Here is a 13146-nt window from a genome sequence, read left to right as displayed (position 1 = left end):
GATAACGGCGTTGTTACAACCCTGACGTGGATCGCGATCTAATCTCCCCGAACATTGGTCGGGGAGGGCGCTGTGGAATATCTGGACGTGGTGATCGCCGCGATTGCGGCGACGGGCGGGCTTGGCCTTGCGGCCGTCGGGCTGGTGGACGCGCTGAAGGCGCTGCCTTTCACCGGCATCGGGACCATGGGTTTCGGCCATGTGAAGACGGCGACCGCGCGGTTCGGCGCGACGCTGGCCGCGGCCGTCGGGCCGGACTGGTTGACGGTGATCCGGGCTCATTGGGTCAACGGTCGGCCGGTGGGTGAGCAGAAGGCGATGATCCGCTCGCTGCTGCGGCTGGGCCTGACCTCGGGCACGGCCGAGGAACTGGCGGCTATCGGCAATGTCGACGCTGCCGCCCTCTCCGCCGTGGCCGCCAAGATCGCGGCGGGCAAGGAACTGACGGCGGCCGACATCACTCTGCTCGGCCGGGTCGAGGCGGTGGTCCAGGCGCGGCTGGACGCGGCGTTCGACATGGCGGACCAGGCCTATCGCAGTAGGGCGCGACTGGTGGCGGGGGTCTTCGCCGTGGCCCTGGCCGCCATCTCCTGGCCGATCCTGAACTCGGTCTGGAGCCTTCCGGCGCTGATCGCCGACAAGAACTTCTGGGTGGCGGTGCTGGCCGGGCTGTTCGCCGTGCCGATCGCGCCGGTGGCCAAGGACTTGATCTCGGCCCTGTCGGCGGGGGCCAAGGCGACCAAGGCCGTGCGGTCCCTGTGACCCTCTATCTCAACATGCGCCAGGGGGCGGTGGGCGGCGCGCTGGTCGAACCCTACGTCCTGTCGGGCGACGGCATGGGGCCGAAGCCCATGCTGCGAGCCATCGACAACCGCGCCGCCGCCGAACTGGTGCAGGGGCGGACGGTGCTGTTCGCCGTCCACGGCTTCAACGTCTCCTACGAGAAGGGCGTACGCTCCCTCGCCAAGCTGGAGAGAGCGCTGGCCCTGCCGGCGGATCACGTCTTCATGGGCGTGCTGTGGCCCGGCGACTACTGGATTCCGGCCATCAACTATCCGGTCGAGTGGCAGGACGCCGTGCGTGGCGGACAGGCCGTGGCGAGTTACGCCGACGCGGTGCTCAAGGGCGCGCAGGGCTTCTCGTTCTTCTCGCACAGCCTGGGCGGCCGCCTGACGCTGGAGGCCGCCGCGTATCTGCGGCGACGGCTGGTGCGGGTCTGCCTGGCCGCGCCCGCCACCGACGACGACTGTCTGGAGCGGCCCTACGCCGCCGCCGTTCGCAACGCCGAACGTCTGACCTGGCTGGCGTCGAAGAAGGACAACGTGCTGCGCATCGCCTACCGCCTGGGCGACTGGGCCGGCGACCTGTTCTTCGGCGATGAAGACGCCGCCGGAAACGGCGCGCTAGGCTGGCATGGCGCGCATTGGGCCGGCGCGCCCACGGCCTTCGGCGTGCAAATTCCCAAGACGCAGAAGTTCGATCACGGCGACTACTTCCCGCCCAGCGACGTGAGCGGGACGATCAAGCCGACCCAGGCCAAGGCCATCGCCTATGCGCGGACCTTCCTGCTGGGCGGGACGCCGAGCTGGACCTGAGGTCAGCCCAGGCGCCCATCGACGAAGATGAAGGTGATCAGGTTGATCGAGGCCAGCACGTAGCCCTGCGCCAGCAGATGCGCGACGGCGGGGGTCTCCTTCGGCGCCGAGAGATCGGCGCCGTGCAGCTCGATGGAGATGATCTTCGGGCGAAACTTGTCGAAGTCGAACGTCTCGATGACCGCGTTGTCCAGGCCCTCGATATCGACATTCATGTAGTCGATTTCCTGACCGGCCGGCAGATGCTCATTCAGGATGGCGTTCAGCGGGCGCACCGGAATCATGACCGTTTCGGTCAGGGTCCAGCCCTGTTCCTGTTGCCAGCGCTCGGCGGTCTCCCTGGAAAGGGTGTTGGCCGCCGCCACGCCGCCGAACTTGTAGTAGGCGAGCTCGCCATCCTCCAGCGCGACGCCGGAGCAGACGTTGATGTCGTTGGGCCGTTCCTGCTGGAACGCGGCGATCGCCGCCTCGCTCGCATCGATGTTCAGTCCGCGCCAGCCGAGGATGTTGAGGAACTTCGTGTTCGACAGCGATCGCGGATGATAGGCGCCGACATCGACGTAGAAGCCGCCTTCGAGCTTCCGGACCTTGTGGATCAGCAGGTGGTGGACGATGGCGTCCTCGCCCAGCTGCGAGTAGGTGACCTTGAGCGCGTCGTCGCCGAGGAAGCGCAGATAGTCACGCGCCGGCAGCGTCTGCAGCTGCGTCATTGAGAATGGCATCCGTGTCCCCCGACCTTGGCGATTCTGGAGCCTAGAGCGCCGCCGTCAGGGTGTCACGACGGCCCCTAGGGCCACTTCACCATCGGCGGCATGGAGCTGAGGATCGAGTTGACGTTGCCGCCGGTCTTCAGGCCGAACATGGTCCCGCGGTCGTAGAGCAGGTTGAACTCGACATAGCGGCCGCGGCGGATCAGCTGCTCCTCCCGGTCGGCGTCGGTCCACGGCTCGTCCATGCGGTGGCGGACGATCTTCGGATAGATGTCCAGGAACGCCTCGCCCACGTCGCGGGTGAAGGCGAAGTCCTTCTCCCAGTCGCCGCTGTCGTGGTGGTCGTAGAAGATGCCGCCGACCCCGCGCGGCTCGTTCCGGTGCGGCAGGAAGAAGTACTCGTCGCACCAGGCCTTGTACTTGGCGTGCCAGTCCGGGTGGTGCGCGTCGCAGGCGCGCTGCATGGCGGCGTGGAAGGCCACCGCGTCGTCGGCTTCCTGGCTGCGCTGGGTCTCCAGCAGCGGAGTCAGGTCCGCGCCGCCGCCGAACCAATGCTTGGTCGTGGCGATGAAACGGGTGTTCATGTGGACCGCCGGCACGCGCGGATTGATCATGTGCGCGATCAGGCTGACGCCGGTGGCGAAGAAGCGGGGATCCTCGGCGGCGCCGGGGATGGTCTTGGCCATCTCGGGCGTGAAGGCCCCGAACACGACGGAGGTGTGCACCCCCACCTTCTCGAACAGGCGGCCGTGCATCATCGACATCACGCCGCCGCCGCCGGCTTCACGGTCCCAGTGCTTCTTCTCGAAGCGGCCGGCCTCGCCCGGATAGAGGGCGGCGGGGGCTTCTTCCTCCAGTCGCTCGAACTCGGCGCAGATACGGTCGCGCAGGGATTCGAACCACTGCCGGGCCTGGGTCTTGCGGGTGTCGAGAAGCTGGGTGTCGGTCAAGGGAGCCGCCGAAGGGACGCGAGGTGATGAAACCGCGCCTAAAAGCCGTGCGTCATGGGTAAGCGCAACATGAAATCGACCGCTGTTGCGGCTTGAGGTGATCCGTCGGGGAATTTCGACCGCCGCGCGAGGCGGGGTTGCGGGTGGTTGACGCGGCGCGACCCAGGGCGTTCTCTCCGCCGGCTTTGTAAGGAAGTGTTGCCCAGGCAGCCGTTCCGCCTTTTCCAGAGAACAGCGACGTTTGGCGTCGTTGACCTTGGCGGTAGGGGTTCCTAGGTCGCGCTGTTGTCCCGTTCCCCCGTTCGTTGATTCATGCCCGCCCCGAAAATTCTGCTCGTTGAGGACGATCCCGCCCTGCGGACGATCACCAGCCGGGTTCTCCAGCAGAACGGCTACCGGGTGCTGCCCGTCGGATCGGGCGGCGAAATGTGGGCGGCGCTCAAGGACGGTCCCGCCGACCTGATCCTGCTCGACATCATGCTGCCGGGCGGCAACGGCATCGACCTGTGCCGCCAGCTGCGCCAGGACCACGACATTCCGATCATCTTCATCAGCGCGCGGGGCACCGAGACCGACCGCGTGGTCGGGCTGGAGGTCGGGGCGGATGACTATCTGGTCAAACCCTTCAGCACCCGCGAACTGGTCGCCCGCATCCGCGCCGTGCTTCGTCGCGGCTACCCGGTGGCGCGCAAGACCGGCGGCGAGGAGCGTATGCAGTTCGACGGCTGGACGGTCAGCATCTCGCGCCGCGAGCTGTTCTCGCCCACGGGCGCCTATGTCAGCCTGACCGGGGCGGAATTCGACCTGCTGGCCAGCTTCCTCGAGAACCCGCAGCGGATCATCGCCCGCGAGCGCCTGATCGAACTGTCGCGCACGCGGCTGGGCGACACCTCCGACCGCAGCGTCGATGTCCTGGTCAGCCGCCTGCGCCGCAAGCTGTCCATCGAGGGCAGCACCGCGCCGATCATCACGATCCGGGGCGTCGGCTACATGTTCAACACCGAAGTCACCCAGGGGTGAGCTGGCTCGACCACGGCAAGTTCGGTCTGGCGGCCAGGATCTTCGCCATTCTGCTGCTGGCCCTTGGGGTCGAGTTCTGCATGAGCACGCTGGTCTATGAGCGGGCCAGCAACGTCACCACGCGCGCCGAACACGCCCACCGCGTCGGCGAGCACCTGGTGGTGGCCCACCGGCTGATGTCCGACCAGCCGCTGGAGGGCCGGGCGCTTCTGTCCAAGGAGCTGTCCAGCAGCCGCTTCCAGATCCGCTGGCTGCCGTCGAAGATCGAACCGCCGCGTCCCGACACCGCCGCCCTGCCGCGCATCGACGAACAGATCATCGCGTGGGAGCCGGAGCTCGGTCAGGCGTCGCTGCGCACCCACATCAAGCCGGGCAATCACGGCTGGGTGCAGGGCGACATCCGCCTGGAGGACGGAAGCTGGCTGGAGTTCAAGGCGGCGGGCGTGATCACCAGCAACCGCTTGTCCCTGGCGCGGATGACCTCCGCCCTGGCACCGGCGCTGATCCTGGCGCTGCTGGCCGGCTTCATGCTGCACAAGACGTTGAGCCCCATGCGCAGCCTGGCCCTGGCCGCCGAGCAGATCGGTCGAGGCGGCCGCTCGGTCCTGCGCGAGGAGGGGCCTGGCGAAGTCCGTCGGGTGGTTCGCGCTTTCAACGACATGCAACTGCGCATCGACCGGCTGATCTCCGACCGCACCCAGGCCCTGGTGGCGGTCAGCCACGACCTGCGCACGCCCCTGGCGCGCCTGGCCCTGCGCGTCGACGCCATCAGCGACAAGAAGATCCAGCGGGAGGTGGAGCGCGACATCCAGGAGATGAGCTCCATGGTCTCGTCGCTTCTCGCCTATCTCAGCGGGGCCGAGGATCCGGAGCCGCGCATCCGCACGGACGTGGCGGTCCTGGCCGCCAGCGCCGTGGACGATCTTCAGGATCGCGGGGTGAAGGCGAGCTACAGCGGCGACAAGCACGCCGACGCCATTGTCCGGCCCATAGCCCTGACGCGGGCCCTGAATAACCTGATCGACAACGCCCGCCATTACGGCGCCGGCCCCATCCAGGTGAAGGTCGGCCGCGAGGACGGTTTGATCATTATCGCCGTCGAGGATCACGGTCCGGGCATTCCGCCCGAGGATCTGGAAAGAGTGCGCCAGCCCTTCGGCCGGCTGGACCCCGCACGTCCGCGCGACACCCAGGGCTTCGGGCTGGGCCTAGCCATCGTCGATCAGATCCTGACCCGTGAGAACGGGGGGTTGCGGCTGGTCAATCGACCTGAGGGCGGGCTCAGCGCCCAGATTCATCTTCCGGTCGCACTGCAGCAATAATTCCTTACAAGCGCGCCGCTCTGCAGCAAAATACGGCCGCTACCTTTGCTCCAATAGGAATTTCCTAAGGAGCAATCGGCGTGAATGACCTCATTGGCAGGGTCCTGGATTTCAAGGACCGCGTTTTCTCCGCTCAGAGCGATCTCTACGCCCGTCTCGCCACCGATGGGCAGAGCCCCAAGGCGCTGATGATCTCGTGCGCGGACTCGCGCGTCGTTCCTGAGCACATCATGCAGGCGCAGCCGGGCGATCTCTTCGTCTGCCGCAACGCCGGCAACATCGTTCCTCCGTTCGCCACCATGAACGGCGGCGTCTCGTCCACCGTCGAGTACGCCGTGGTCGTCCTGGGCGTCCGCGACATCATCGTCTGCGGCCACTCCGACTGCGGCGCCATGAAAGCGCTCGGCAAGGAAGACGTCCTGAAGCACGTGCCGAACGTGGCCGCCTGGCTGCGTCACTCGCAAGCCGCCCACAAGGTCGCCTGCGACTGCTATCCGACCCTGGAAGGGCCAGAGTTCGAGCGTGCGGTCGCCATGGAGAACGTGGTCGCCCAGATCGCGCACCTGCGTACTCACCCATCGGTCGCCACCGCCATCGCCCAGGGTCACCTGGCGCTGCACGGCTGGTTCTTCGACATTCACGCTGGCACGGTCCAGGCGCTGAACGGCGAAACCGGCCGCTTCCAGATGGTCCGTGAAGGCGAGCCGATGCCGGTCGCCCTGGCCCACGAAGTCCGCCGCGCCGCCGATGTCGAACTGATGGTCGCCGCCCAATGACAACCGCTGCGGCGACCTCGTCGACCGGAGCCGGGTCGCGCACGATCGTGCGCGACTTCACGGCTTCGATCGTCGTCTTCCTTGTGGCCATGCCGCTGTGCATGGGCATCGCGATCGCCTCGGGCGCTCCGCCCGAGAAGGGCCTGATCACGGGCATCATCGGCGGCATCGTCGTCGGCGCCCTGGCGGGCTCGCCGCTGCAGGTCAGCGGCCCGGCCGCCGGCCTGGCGGTCATCGTTTTCGAACTGATCCGCGACCATGGCCTGTCGGCCCTGGGGCCGGTGCTGATCATGGCCGGCGCCATCCAGATCCTGGCGGGCGTTTTGCGTCTGGGCGGCTGGTTCCGCGCGATCTCGCCCGCGGTGGTGCACGGCATGCTCGCCGGCATCGGCGTGCTGATCGTCGCCGGCCAGTTCCACGTGCTCTTCGACGCCAAGCCTCTGGCGAACGGCGTCGAGAACCTCGTGGCCGCGCCGGGCCGCGTGCTGGGTCTCGGCGCCGGCGGCGCCGGCGTTCAGCAGGCCGCCCTGGTCGGCGTCTTCTCCATCCTGGCCATGCTGGGCTGGGAGAAGTTCCGTCCCAAGGCCCTGCGCCTTGTTCCGGGCGCCTTGATCGCGGTTCTCGCCGGCACCTTCCTGGCGGCTGGTCTTTCGCTCAGCGTCACCCGCGTGGAAGTGCCCGCGTCGATCGTCGCCGCGGTGGTCCCGCCGAGCGGCGACGCCCTGTCGATGTTCTTCAACCCGACGATCATCACCCTGGCCATCGCCATCGCCTTCATCGCCAGCGCTGAAACGCTGCTGTCGGCGGCGGCCGTGGACCGGATGCATGACGGCGTTCGCACCAAGTACGACAAGGAGCTGCGGGCTCAGGGCATCGGCAACATGCTCTGCGGTTTCGCCGGCGCCCTGCCGATGACCGGCGTGATCGTGCGCAGCTCGGCCAACGTTCAGGCCGGCGCGGCGACCCGTCTGTCCGCCATCCTGCATGGCGTGTGGATTCTTGGTCTCGTCGCCCTGGCTCCGTGGCTGCTGCGTCAGATCCCCATGGCGGCCCTGGCGGCCATCCTGGTGGTCACCGGCTTCCGTCTGATCAGCCTGAAGCACGTGCGTCACCTGCTGCACCAGTATGGTCCGATGCCCGCCGCCATCTGGGCGGGCACCCTGATCATGGTGGTGGCGACGGATCTGCTGACCGGCGTGATCGTGGGCCTGGTCCTGTCGCTGGTCGAGCTGATCCCGCACATCCGCCGCGCCAAGCTCAAGATCGAGCAAAGCACGGATGAGGAGACCAGCTCGCTGGCGCTGAACGGCACGGCCACCTTCGTGTCACTGCCCAAGCTGTCGGCGGCCCTGGAATCCACGCCGGCCCGCGGCGCCGTGCGCATCAACCTGGAGCGCCTGGCTCACATCGACCACACCTGCGCCGAGATGCTGAACGACTGGCTTCAGCGCAACCGCGACGCGGGCGTGAAGGTCGAGTTGACGGGCGCGAACGAAAAGTTGCGGCGATTGGTGCCGGCGTAAGCCGACCCTGCAGCCGTTGGTGGCGATGCGCATCCCCGGGTGTGTCGCCACCCCTCCCGCGCGCTGGCGTTCCTTTGGGGACGTCGAGGGCGGCCTCGACCTGCTCCAGGTCGAGGTGGGTGGCCGACCCCTCGCGGCCATCCTAGACGCTGGCAAGTCCCAGCTCGGCGTCGATCCGGTCTTCGTAGCCTCCAGGGCTGCGTGCGCGGGAGGGACTGCTTTCTAGACGGGCCTAGCCCGTGAAGCCCGATTGCTCCTCCGAGCGGTCGGGCTTCATGCGTTTGTCACAAATTTGTCGCGGCAACTGGTGCGAGCCGTCCGCATTCGCTAAAGCGACGCGGGGCGTCGGCGCGCCCCTCGGCGGCGATATCGGTATGAAAATGCACCCGAACATCGGCGGCGTCGCCACCTTGGCCTGCATCCTCGCCCTGCCGGGCGCGGCGATCGCCCAGAGCGCTCCTACATCCGCCGATGAGGCCGCCGCCCTCCGGGAGGAGGTCCAGGCCCTCAAGACCCGTCTGGAGGCCATGGAGGCCCGCCTGGAGGCCTTGAGCGGGGCGACACCCCAGGCGTCCGTTCCCACCGCTCCCCCGGCTCCTCCGCCTCCCGCGGCCGCAGCGCCGCCGGCGAGGGCCGAGGACGACCTCAAGATCACCTGGAAGGGCTCGCCCCGCTTCGCCCAGGACGGCATGACCTTCAAGGCCAAGGGCCGGCTGCAGTTCGATGCCGGCTATGTCGGTCGCACGCAATGGCCGGACCAGAGCCTGGGCTACGTCAATGAGGCGCGCCGCCTCCGCCTGGGCGGGGAGGGGAGCCTGTCCAGGGACTTCGGCTACAAGTTGGAGCTGGAGTTCTCCGACAACGGCGTCGATCTGGTGGACACCTTCGTCACCTGGAACGTCGCCGGCTGGCTGCTGACCCTAGGCAACCAAAATCCCTTCCAGTCCCTCGACGAACTGACCGGGGACACGACCGGCTCGTTCATGGAGCGGGCGGCCTTCACCGACGCCTTCGCCTTCGAACGGCGCCTGGGACTTTCAGGGCAGCGCAGGGCGGGCGATCTGCTGGTCCAGGCCGGGGTGTTCAGCGACGACATCAACAGCCTGTCCTCGGACGGCTCGGAGAGCCCGCCCGGGGACGAGAATGACAGCATCGGCCTGGACGGGCGGGTGGTCTATGCGCCGCGCATCGGCAAGACGCAGCTGCACCTGGCCGCCTCCGCTCACTGGCGCGATCTGCGGCGGCTCGACTCCCAGACCACACGGTATCGCCAGCGGCCTTACCTGCACGCCACCGACACCCGCCTGATCGGCACGCCGGCCCTGCGGGTGGACGAGGAGTTCACCCACGGGATCGAGGCGGCCCTGGTCACGGGACCCTGGCACGCCGCCGCCGAGGGGCATTGGCTGAACGCCGACCGCTTCGACGACCCCGACGCCCGATTCTTCGGCGGCTATCTGGAGATCGGCCGCTTCCTCACCCCGGGCGACACCCGGGCGTACAAGAACGGCATCTTCGATCGCAGCACGCCGGTGCGGCCCTGGGGCGACGGCGGCTGGGGCTCGCTGCAGGCCAGCCTGCGCTACGACTATCTGGATCTGGACAGCGGCGCGATCCGCGGCGGGCGGCAGCACGCCGGCCTCGCCGCCCTGATCTGGACGCCGATCGACAACCTGCGGTTCAATCTCAACTACGGCCTCATCCATTACGAGGGAGCCTCGCCGCTGCTCGACGGGCGTCGCGACTACGACGTCCATGTGGGCGGGGCGCGGGTCGAGCTCGACTTCTAGGCGGCCCAGCCGCCGGTGCGCTCCGTCGCCAGGCACAGGGCCATGGCCGCCGCCGTGACCAGATTCAGCGATCGGGCGCCGTTCTGAAGCGGAATGTAGAGGCGAGCCTGGGCGGCTTCGTGCACCTCCGGCGGCGCGCCGGCGCTCTCGCGGCCGAACAATAGCGTGTCGCCCGCAGAAAAATCGAACGTCTGAAAAGGAACCGCCGACTGTGTGGTGAAAAGCACGAGCCGTCCTTGATCTCGATCAAGTTCGGACAGGAAGCTGGACCACGAGGAATGGCGCTTCACCTTGGATAGCGGGCCGTAATCGAGCGCGGCGCGCTTCAGCGCGGGATTGGATAACGGGAATCCGCAAGGCTCTATGACGTCGATTTCAGCGCCCAGACAGGCGCCCAAACGAATGGCGGCGCCAAGGTTTTGCGGAATGTCCGGTTGAAAAAGCGCGAGACGCATTCTAAGCGATCCAACCACACGACTTGAAGGGGATTGGGGGGAGTTACGCGTTTGCGGCGACAGGTCGCAACGTCGAAACCCGCTCAAAGCCTCAGCTTGTTGTTGCAGATTGCGCCGGAACCTTGCAGGGGGAAGGCGTTTAGGGCCGGCGCCATACCAGCGCCATCGTGAAGGGTGACCAGGTGGCCGATACCGCCGCAGGCGCAACGACAGAACCGGGCCAGGCTGATCCCAGCCGGCGCGACTTCATCCACATCGCGGCCATCGCCGCCGGCGCCGGCGGCGCGGCGGCTTTGGTCTGGCCGTTCATCGATCAGATGAATCCTTCGGCCGACACGCTGGCTCTGGCCTCCGTGGAATTCGACCTGACGAAGGTCGCCGAAGGACAGCAGGTCACCATCAAGTGGCGCGGCAAGCCGCTGTTCGTGCGTAACCGCACGCAGCGCGAGATCGACGCGGCTGTGAAGGACGACGGCGCTTCGCTGCCGGACCCGCAGACCGACGCCCAGCGTCACAAGGACGGCAAGGCCCAGTGGATGGTCCTCGTCGGCTCGTGCACGCACCTGGGTTGCGTGCCGACGTTCGGCGGCGGCGACTACGGCGGCTGGTTCTGCCCGTGCCACGGCTCGCACTACGACACCTCCGGCCGGATCCGTAAGGGCCCCGCGCCGAAGAACCTCGTGGTTCCCGAGTACGAGTTCCTTTCCGACACCAAGGTCAAGATCGGCTAATATCCATGAGCGGACATTCGACCTACGAACCGAAGACCCCGGTCACGCGCTGGCTCGACAGCCGGCTGCCGATCATCCGTCTCGGCTACGACAGCTTCATCGACTACCCGACCCCGCGGAACCTGAACTACTGGTGGACCTTCGGGGCCATCCTGTCGGTCTGCCTGGTGTCGCAGATCATCACCGGCGTGATCCTGGTGATGCACTACAACCCGAGCGCGGCCGGCGCCTTCGCCTCCGTCGAGCACATCATGCGTGATGTGAACTACGGCTGGCTGATCCGCTACATGCACGCCAACGGCGCGTCGATGTTCTTCATCGCCGTCTACATCCACATGCTCCGCGGCCTCTACTACGGGTCCTACAAGGCCCCGCGCGAAGTGCTGTGGATCCTGGGCTGCATCATCTACCTGCTGATGATGGCCACGGGCTTCATGGGCTACGTGCTGCCCTGGGGTCAGATGAGCTTCCACGGCGCGGTGGTCATCACCAACCTGCTGGGCGCGTTCCCCATCGTCGGCGAGTTGATCACGACCCTGCTGTGGGGCGGCTTCGCGGTGGACAACCCGACCCTGAACCGCTTCTTCGCGCTTCACTACCTGCTGCCGTTCATGATCGCGGGCGTCGTCGTCCTGCATATCTGGGCGCTGCACGTGGCCGGCCAGAACAACCCGATGGGCGTCGAGCCGAAGTCGAAGGCCGACACTGTCCCGTTCACGCCCTACGCCACGGTGAAGGATGCGTTCGGCGTCAGCGTCTTCCTGATCCTGTTCGCGATCTTCATCTTCTACATGCCGAACGCCCTGGGCCACGCCGACAACTACATCCCGGCCAACCCGCTGGTGACCCCGGCCCACATCGTGCCCGAATGGTACTACCTGCCGTTCTACGCGATCCTGCGCGCTGTCCCCGACAAGCTCGGCGGCGTGCTGGCGATGTTCGGCGCTATCGGCGTGCTGTTCGCCCTGCCGTGGCTGGACACCTCCAAGGTCCGCTCGATGCGCTACCGCCCGATGGCCAAGATGTACTTCGCCATCCTGCTGGTGGTCTGCATCATCCTGGGCTTCTGCGGCGCCAAGCTGCCGGACGACCATGTCATCCCGCACCTGACGACGTTCCGCCTGATCGACGCCGACCTGAACAGCTTCGTGTGGCTGAGCCGCTTCGCGACGCTCTACTACTTCGGCTTCTTCCTGGTGATCCTGCCGGTGCTTGGCCTCGTCGAGAAGCCGCTGCCGGTTCCGGAAACCATCGCGTCTCCCGCTCTGTCCCACCCCGCCTCGGCTCCCGACGGCGCGGTCGCGGCCCCCGAAATGAAGGGTTGAGTTCGACCATGCTGCGCAAAGTCTCCGTCATCGCAGCGGCCTTCGGTCTGATGGGTGGGCTGCTTGCGGCCAGCCCGTCGCTCGCCGCCGGCCATCCGCTGCCGCCCAAGGACGTCCAATGGTCGTTCGAAGGTCCGTTCGGGAAGTTCGACCAGGGCCAGCTGCAACGCGGGTTCAAGGTCTATCGCGAGGTCTGCTCGGCCTGCCACTCCATGACGCTGGTCTCCTTCCGGAACCTCGGCGACAAGGACGGCCCGTTCTACAACGAGAAGTACCCGAACCCGAACGACAACCCCTGGGCCAAGGCGATCGCCGCCGAGTATCAGATCAATGACATCGACTCCGAAACGGGCGACGTCATCCAGCGTCCGGGCACCACGGCCGATCACTTCCCGGCGCCGTTCCCGAACGAGCCGGCGGCCCGCGCCAGTAACGGCGGCGCCATGCCGCCGGACTTCTCGGTGCTGGCCAAGGCTCGCACGGGCGGTCCGGACTACATCTACTCGCTGCTGACGGGTTACAAGAACCCGCCGAAGGAACTGACCGTCGCCGCCGGCCAGCACTACAACCCCTACATGCCGGGCGATCTGACCGGCGTTTGGGGCGGCTCGCACGATCACGTCCCGCCGGGCGGCTTCATCGCCATGGCCCCGCCGCTGAAGGACGGCCTCGTCACCTTCGACGACGGCACGCCCTCCACGCTGGACCAGCAGGCCAAGGACGTCGCGGCGTTCCTGATGTGGGCCGCCGAGCCGAAGATGGTCGAGCGCAAGCAGACCGGCTTCGCCGTCATCCTCTATCTGCTGCTGTTCTCCGGCCTGCTGTACGCCAGCTACCGCCGGGTGTGGCGCAACCAGTCGCACTAAGCGGCTTCGGTTCTGAAGTTCGGAAAGCCCGCCTGGTTCGCCAGGCGGGTTTTTCTTTGGCCGATCCAAGCTAGGCTGCGGTC

At 67.2% G+C, this 13146-nt stretch carries 13 protein-coding genes; 10 read left to right on the top strand and 3 right to left on the bottom strand.

What is annotated here, in order from left to right:
* The first annotated feature begins 72 nt into the window (after positions 1-72).
* Together ABOZ73_RS05235 and ABOZ73_RS05230 are read left to right on the top strand one after the other, a co-directional pair.
* Positions 73-762, top strand: a complete 690-nt coding sequence (locus ABOZ73_RS05235; RefSeq protein ID WP_369061296.1) for a hypothetical protein — start codon at positions 73-75, stop codon at positions 760-762.
* The gene (locus ABOZ73_RS05230) at positions 759-1595 is read left to right on the top strand and encodes an alpha/beta hydrolase (RefSeq protein ID WP_369061294.1); all 837 of its coding nucleotides are present in this window, start codon (positions 759-761) and stop codon (positions 1593-1595) included. The genes ABOZ73_RS05235 and ABOZ73_RS05230 overlap by 4 nt, the downstream gene beginning before the upstream one ends.
* 2 nt (positions 1596-1597) lie before the next feature.
* Here the strand turns inward: ABOZ73_RS05230 and ABOZ73_RS05225 are convergent, their stop codons facing one another.
* Together ABOZ73_RS05225 and hemF are read right to left on the bottom strand one after the other, a co-directional pair.
* Positions 1598-2305 (bottom strand): FkbM family methyltransferase, encoded by a 708-nt coding sequence (locus ABOZ73_RS05225; RefSeq protein WP_369061292.1) that lies wholly within the window; start codon positions 2303-2305, stop codon positions 1598-1600.
* Between the two features lie 77 nt (positions 2306-2382).
* Entirely contained in the window at positions 2383-3255 is an 873-nt protein-coding gene (gene hemF / locus ABOZ73_RS05220; protein ID WP_369061290.1) for an oxygen-dependent coproporphyrinogen oxidase, read from the bottom strand.
* Positions 3256-3567: 312 nt separating this feature from the next.
* Between hemF and ABOZ73_RS05215 the strand changes: the two genes are divergently transcribed.
* The 5 genes from ABOZ73_RS05215 to ABOZ73_RS05195 all read left to right on the top strand — a co-directional run bounded on the left by ABOZ73_RS05215 (position 3568) and on the right by ABOZ73_RS05195 (position 9686).
* Entirely contained in the window at positions 3568-4275 is a 708-nt protein-coding gene (locus tag ABOZ73_RS05215; RefSeq protein WP_369061288.1) for a response regulator transcription factor, read from the top strand.
* Complete coding sequence (locus tag ABOZ73_RS05210) at positions 4272-5597, top strand: ATP-binding protein (protein WP_369061286.1); 1326 nt, start codon at positions 4272-4274, stop codon at positions 5595-5597. The genes ABOZ73_RS05215 and ABOZ73_RS05210 overlap by 4 nt, the downstream gene beginning before the upstream one ends.
* 80 nt (positions 5598-5677) lie before the next feature.
* Complete coding sequence (locus ABOZ73_RS05205; RefSeq protein ID WP_369061284.1) at positions 5678-6373, top strand: carbonic anhydrase; 696 nt, start codon at positions 5678-5680, stop codon at positions 6371-6373.
* Positions 6370-7896, top strand: a complete 1527-nt coding sequence (locus tag ABOZ73_RS05200) for a SulP family inorganic anion transporter (RefSeq protein ID WP_369061283.1) — start codon at positions 6370-6372, stop codon at positions 7894-7896. The genes ABOZ73_RS05205 and ABOZ73_RS05200 overlap by 4 nt, the downstream gene beginning before the upstream one ends.
* Positions 7897-8270: 374 nt before the next feature.
* Positions 8271-9686, top strand: a complete 1416-nt coding sequence (locus tag ABOZ73_RS05195) for a porin (RefSeq protein ID WP_369061281.1) — start codon at positions 8271-8273, stop codon at positions 9684-9686.
* On the opposite strand, the gene ABOZ73_RS05190 is transcribed toward ABOZ73_RS05195, so the two are convergent.
* Positions 9683-10141, bottom strand: coding sequence for a tRNA (cytidine(34)-2'-O)-methyltransferase (locus ABOZ73_RS05190; protein ID WP_369061279.1), 459 nt, complete (start codon positions 10139-10141; stop codon positions 9683-9685). The two genes, ABOZ73_RS05195 and ABOZ73_RS05190, sit on opposite strands and share 4 nt — an antisense overlap.
* Before the next feature lie 182 nt (positions 10142-10323).
* Here ABOZ73_RS05190 and petA point away from each other — a divergent pair, with 182 nt between their 5' ends.
* Genes petA through ABOZ73_RS05175 form a run of 3 tightly spaced genes read left to right on the top strand, consistent with a single transcriptional unit; the run spans position 10324 to position 13063 of the window.
* Positions 10324-10872: a ubiquinol-cytochrome c reductase iron-sulfur subunit gene (gene petA, locus ABOZ73_RS05185; RefSeq protein WP_369061277.1), complete on the top strand. Its 549-nt coding sequence runs from the start codon at positions 10324-10326 to the stop codon at positions 10870-10872.
* A 5-nt stretch (positions 10873-10877) separates the two neighbouring features.
* Positions 10878-12197 (top strand): cytochrome bc complex cytochrome b subunit, encoded by a 1320-nt coding sequence (locus ABOZ73_RS05180; RefSeq protein ID WP_369061275.1) that lies wholly within the window; start codon positions 10878-10880, stop codon positions 12195-12197.
* 8 nt (positions 12198-12205) lie between these two features.
* A complete protein-coding gene (locus tag ABOZ73_RS05175) occupies positions 12206-13063 on the top strand; it encodes a cytochrome c1 (RefSeq protein WP_369061274.1) in 858 nt (285 codons plus the stop codon).
* The last annotated feature ends 83 nt before the right edge of the window (positions 13064-13146 follow it).

Source organism: Caulobacter sp. 73W (assembly GCF_041021955.1).
GTDB lineage: Bacteria > Pseudomonadota > Alphaproteobacteria > Caulobacterales > Caulobacteraceae > Caulobacter.
The sequence above is the reverse complement of the archived record's forward strand: the minus strand, read 5'-3'. Positions and strand labels throughout refer to the sequence as shown.